Source organism: bacterium (assembly GCA_026398675.1).
Classification (GTDB): Bacteria; RBG-13-66-14; RBG-13-66-14; order RBG-13-66-14; family RBG-13-66-14; genus RBG-13-66-14.
The window spans coordinates 1-4,899 of the sequence record JAPLSK010000095.1 but is presented as its reverse complement, the minus strand read 5'-3'; the positions used below and the strand labels follow the sequence as shown (position 1 = coordinate 4,899).

The following is a 4,899-nucleotide window of genomic DNA, read 5'->3' as shown; positions in this document are numbered from 1 at the left end:
GGTGAGGGCTACCTTAAATAACGCGGCGGGGATAGGAACCGAGCGAAGCGAGCTATGCCCCTGGCAAATCCCCGCCCTACGCCATAGCAAACTGCTAGGCCCGGGGCCGGGTGAGGGCTGCCGCGATCTCCCTCTCCCTGTGGGAGGGGGCCAGGGTGAGGGCTGCCTTAGGAATGAGCGGCGGGGATAGGTATATGCGCCCGAAGGGAAATCCCCGCCCTACTGGGACTAGATTCCGGCGGAGGCCGGCGATGGACGATAAACCGGACGTTTTCCTCGCGGGGGAGCGGGTGTACCTGGCGCCGGTGCGCGCCGAGGACGCCCCTTCCTACGCCCGCTGGCTCAACGACGCCGACACCCGCCGCAACCTCACCCTGTGCCTGCCCCTGACCCGGGGCCAGGAGGAGGAGTGGGTCCGCGCCGTGGGCAAAAACCCCGACGACGTGGTCCTCGCCGTCCGCCTCGTCGCCGACGACCGACTGGCGGGCAACGTGGGCCTGCACCGGATAGACCGCGTCCACCGCTCCGCCGAGTTCGGGATATTCATCGGCCCGCCCGAGCTCCGCGGGAAGGGCCACGGCACCGAGGCCACCGCCCTCACCCTCAAGTACGGCTTCGGGGAGCTGAACCTCCACCGGGTCTGGCTGCGGGTGTACGAGTTCAACGAGGGCGGCATCCGCGCCTACGCCAAGTGCGGCTTCAAGGAAGAGGGGCGGCTGCGCGGGGCCTACGGGTACGGCGGCCGCTGGCACGACATTGTGCTGATGAGCGTCCTGGCCGAGGAATACTTCGGGGGGTAGCCGTGCGGTGGCGCATCGCGGCGCTGGGTTTTCTGGTATCTTTCCCCGCCTGGGCGGGGGAGGCGGCGCTCTCGCCCTCCGTGACCCTCATCCTGCCGGATAGCCTCGTCGCCTGTCTCTACCCCGGCTACGGCGACGCGCTGGCCATCGTGGAGCTCTCCTACGCCGAGACGGGGAAGCCGTTCGCCTCGGGGGCGGTGGAGAAGGGGCCGGACTACGAGGTCCCCCCGGACCAGGCGGAGCTCGCGGTGCTCCTGGCGCGGCGGTTCCCCTCGCTCAAGCCGGAGTCGCTCGTGGACGCGCGCGCGGGAGGCGACGGCGAGCGCCTCTTCCGGCTGGAGGTCTACCCCAAGGGCGGCTTCTACACCTGCCGCGTGGTCGGGGTTTACTTCACCTCCGCCGGGTGCTTCGTGCTGGACTTCGCCGCCACGGCTCCGCGGTCCGAGGCGGTGGAGGCCCTCTCGGCGCTGTATTTCCGCCCGTCGGATTGAGGCCGGGATATGCTTGTAATTCGCCTCGGGTCCGGCTATAATTAACCAATTCTCGTCCTACTTTTTTTCTCCGGAGGTTTCGTCATGCGCAAGACAGCCCTCATCCTGCTCGGCTTTGTCCTGGCGGTGCTGGCCACCGGCACGGGCGGCGACGGCACGCCCGTCACCTTCTCGGCCACCATCGGCGGCGTCGCGGTGGACGTCGTCCTGCCCAACAGCGATTGGAGCAAGGGAGCCATTTCCCTCAACAAGTTCACCATAAACGGGCCGAACAGCGCGATTATCACCGTCACCCCGCTGCCCGCGGCCACGGGTCTCGGCAAGAACGAAATGGACGCGCTCTGCAAGGACAAGCTGGCGGAGAAGGCCAACGCGGCGACCTCGGGCACGAAGATCGTGGTGGACAAGAACTCCGCGGGCGTCACCTACGCGCTGCGCAGTTACGAATCGGGCGGCAACGTGTTCTTCGTCGGCGTCTCCGGCACCGGCACCGGCGGGGTTCTTCTCTACGCCAAGGTTCCCACGGCGCAGAAGACGGCGGTCCAGGACACCATGAAGAGCATCATGAACGCGCTGGCCCTGAGCAACTAGGCCGTCGCTCATCCCTTCGTCGGACGGGTCGGATCGAGTGGACCCGGCGTGTTTAGCGGTATTCACCGAGGTAGGCGAGCGCCGGGAACGTTTGCCTGACGAGCGGGATTGAGAGGTTCCGGCGTGACCGGCGGTGTCCGCGCGGATCGGCGAGAACCGGGAACGTTTGCCTGACGAGCGGGACCCTCCGGTCCCGCCCTTTCTTTGCCCGGCTTGCGCGGGGGGAAGGACTCCGGTAAAATCCTTTTTTCCCTTCGACCGGCAGGTGGTTGGGTTAACAAGGGGTTTACCGCGTGCCCCGGGCGGGAGTGGCGGTTGCGCGTAGCCTTCACATCGGACATCCACGCGGACAACTCGGAGTCGGCCCGGCGGGTGCCCCGGCTGCTGGGGGACCGGCTGCGCGCCCTTTCTCCAGACGTCTTCGTGCTCCTGGGCGACCTCGCGGGGCACCTGGAGGTTTTGGAGGAATCCTTCGCTGAAATCGGCGAGCTGCCATTCCCGAAGCTCTTCGTCGCCGGGAACCACGACGTGTGGGTTCCGCTCAACTGGCAGTCCCGGGGCGAGACGAGCTACGACCGGCTGGACCGCCTGCTGCCGGAGATATGCGCGCGCCACGGATGGGGCTACCTGGACGGCGGACCGTTGCGGGTGGGGGACGTGGGCTTCGTGGGGGGCGTCGGCTGGTACGACTACTCGCTGCGGAACCGGGCGCGGGACGGCGAAATTTCCATGGACGTCTACCGGCGCAAGTTCTTCCGGCGCTGGCGCTGGGGGGACGCCGTCTACGCCCTCTTCACCGACGGCGAGGGGGAGCGCCTCTCCGACGAGGAGGTCTGCCGGCTCCTCGAGGGGCGCCTCTCGAAGCATCTGGCCGAGGTGGCGCGGTGGGACGTGCGCGCCGTGGTGGGCTGCTCGCACCACATGCCCTACGACGTCATCCGGCCACCGGGGCGGCTGCCCTGGGATTTTTTCCTGGCCTACGCGGGCTCGGCGCGCTTCGGCAGGCTCTTCGACACGGAGCTCCGCCTGGCCGCGGTACTCTTCGGCCACGTGCACCTGAAGTTTTCCCGCGAGACGCCGGCGGGTCGGCCGCTGGTGACCTCCTGCCTGGGCTACGCCCGCCACTGGAGCGATCCGGACCCGGAAAAGGCGCTCGACGCCGCGCTCCGTATCATCGAAATCTGACCGTGCTGGACTGCCACCTCCACTCCGACCTCTCGAGGGATTCCAAGGTGCCGCTGGCGGAATACGCCCGCCTGGCCCGACGGCATTGCTACGCCGCCCTCGTCACCGCCGAGCACCTGGACCTGGATCCCGGCGATTACTCCTACGGCTTCTACGACCCCGCCCGGCACCTGGCCGCCGTGGCCGAGGCCCGCCCCCTGGCCCCGGACACCTTCGTGGGCCTGGGGGTGGAGTCCTCCTACCAGCGGAGCCGGGAGACCGAGATAGCCGCCGCGTGCGACCGGCTGCCCTACGACATGGTCATCGGCAGCGTCCACTACCTGGACGACATCGGGGCCACCATCAGCGCCCGGGAGAAGGCCCGGCTGTATTTCGAAAAAACCCCGGTGGAGGAGGCCTACGGGAGCTACTTCGAGATTCTCCTGCGGGCCGCCGCCTCGGGGCTCTTCGACGTCCTGGGCCACACCGACATCTGCAAGCGCTACGGGGTGCTCTACTACGGCCCTTTCGAGGCCCGGCGCTGGGAAAAGGAACTGCGGGCGGTTTTCCGCGCCTGCGCCGACACCGGCACGGGGGTCGAGCTCAACGTGGCCGGTTGGGGCCAGGCCCCCGGCGAGCCCTACCCCGGTCCCGAGGCGCTGGTCATGGCGCGGGAGGAGGGCGTGGAGCGGGTGACGGTGGGGTCCGACGCGCACGACCTGGCGCGTTTCGGCCCGGCGCAGATCCGCCGCGGCCTGGAGCTTTTGGCCGAAGTCGGTTACGAGCGGGTGTGCTACTGGCGGGAGCGGGAGCCGGTGACGTTGGTCATCGCCGACCTGCCGGCCGGGTGAGCGGACCAGCACGGATGTAGGGCGGCCCCTCTGCGGGCCGCCGCATGTCCCCTCTCCCTTCTGGGGAGAGGCGCGCCTACGGGCTAGGGTGAGGGGTTAAAGCGGCGGGGATTAAAATCGGCATCACACACGTTCATGGACCAAAGAGGATGCTTTTCAGATAGGGTAGCATATCGGGGTCGTTTCGGTGGTTGAAGCGGAACTCCATCTCCCTGATGAACAGGTCGAAGTTGCGCTTGAAGCCGCCGTGATAGACCTTCAGCCGCCTTTTGGCGTAGCCCCAAAAGTTCTCGATGCCGTTGATATGGCTTCGTCCGTCGGAGAAGGTCTCGCCGTGATCAACCCGCTTGTGGTGGAAGCCGCTGAGGGAGAGTTTGTTGTAGGCCGAGTACCCGTCGGTGTAGACGATGGAGTCCAGCTCGACGTTGGCCATGATTGCGCCGATGAGCTGCTCGCCGTCGCATCGTCGGGGCAGTATCACCCGCACCTCGCCGCCCCGCTTCAGCAGGCCGAAGACCGGTATCTTGCCGGCGGCGCCCCGGCCGCGTTTGCCTTTGCGCACACCGCCGAAGTAGGACTCATCGGCCTCCACCGGCCCTTCGAGCTTCCTAAGCTCTCGCCGGCGCTCCTCGGTTATACGCCGTCTAATTCGATGGTAGTACTTGGCAACGGTGTTGGGGTGCGCACCAACTTTCTTGGCGGCTCTGGCGGCGGGGACCTCCAGCCAGAACAGCTCGGCTATCTGTTCGAGCTTCGAGTCGGATAAGCCGCGGCGCAGGGGCCTGTAGGTGAACTTCTTGCGACATCGCCTGCACATCCGTCGTCCGTCGGTCAACCGATAGTGGCTGCGGAAGCCGCAATGCGGGCATTTGACATGCCGATCCTCGGACTCTCTGTTTGCCACCATGCCTCCGGTTCATGTGACATGATAGCATCCTCGTAAGCCCTTTATCTAGCTTTGTAGATGAGACTAAGGATGGTCCAGGAACACTAAGTTATCCC

6 protein-coding genes are annotated in these 4,899 nt (G+C 66.8%); 5 read left to right on the top strand and 1 reads right to left on the bottom strand.

Annotated features, from left to right (window positions below; genetic code table 11):
* The first annotated feature begins 251 nt into the window (after positions 1 to 251).
* The 5 genes from NTW26_02045 to NTW26_02025 all read left to right on the top strand — a co-directional run bounded on the left by NTW26_02045 (position 252) and on the right by NTW26_02025 (position 3,897).
* Complete coding sequence (locus NTW26_02045; GenBank protein ID MCX7021054.1) at positions 252 to 800, top strand: GNAT family protein; 549 nt, start codon at positions 252 to 254, stop codon at positions 798 to 800.
* Between the two features lie 2 nt (positions 801 to 802).
* A complete protein-coding gene (locus NTW26_02040; GenBank protein ID MCX7021053.1) occupies positions 803 to 1,291 on the top strand; it encodes a hypothetical protein in 489 nt (162 codons plus the stop codon).
* Between the two features lie 84 nt (positions 1,292 to 1,375).
* The gene (locus tag NTW26_02035; protein MCX7021052.1) at positions 1,376 to 1,882 is read left to right on the top strand and encodes a hypothetical protein; all 507 of its coding nucleotides are present in this window, start codon (positions 1,376 to 1,378) and stop codon (positions 1,880 to 1,882) included.
* Positions 1,883 to 2,197: 315 nt separating this feature from the next.
* Positions 2,198 to 3,067, top strand: a complete 870-nt coding sequence (locus NTW26_02030) for a metallophosphoesterase (protein ID MCX7021051.1) — start codon at positions 2,198 to 2,200, stop codon at positions 3,065 to 3,067.
* Between the two features lie 2 nt (positions 3,068 to 3,069).
* Complete coding sequence (locus tag NTW26_02025; GenBank protein MCX7021050.1) at positions 3,070 to 3,897, top strand: PHP domain-containing protein; 828 nt, start codon at positions 3,070 to 3,072, stop codon at positions 3,895 to 3,897.
* Positions 3,898 to 4,030: 133 nt separating this feature from the next.
* Here the strand turns inward: NTW26_02025 and NTW26_02020 are convergent, their stop codons facing one another.
* On the bottom strand, positions 4,031 to 4,714 hold the full coding sequence (locus NTW26_02020) for an IS1595 family transposase (GenBank protein ID MCX7021049.1): 684 nt from the start codon (positions 4,712 to 4,714) through the stop codon (positions 4,031 to 4,033).
* Between the last annotated feature and the right edge of the window lie 185 nt (positions 4,715 to 4,899).

Bases quoted from the DNA above. Each gene is read 5' to 3' on its own strand.
- NTW26_02020 (MCX7021049.1), bottom strand. From the start codon at position 4,714: ATGTGCAGGCGATGTCGCAAGAAGTTCACCTACAGGCCCCTGCGCCGC.
- NTW26_02045 (MCX7021054.1), top strand. From the start codon at position 252: ATGGACGATAAACCGGACGTTTTCCTCGCGGGGGAGCGGGTGTACCTG.
- NTW26_02035 (MCX7021052.1), top strand. From the start codon at position 1,376: ATGCGCAAGACAGCCCTCATCCTGCTCGGCTTTGTCCTGGCGGTGCTG.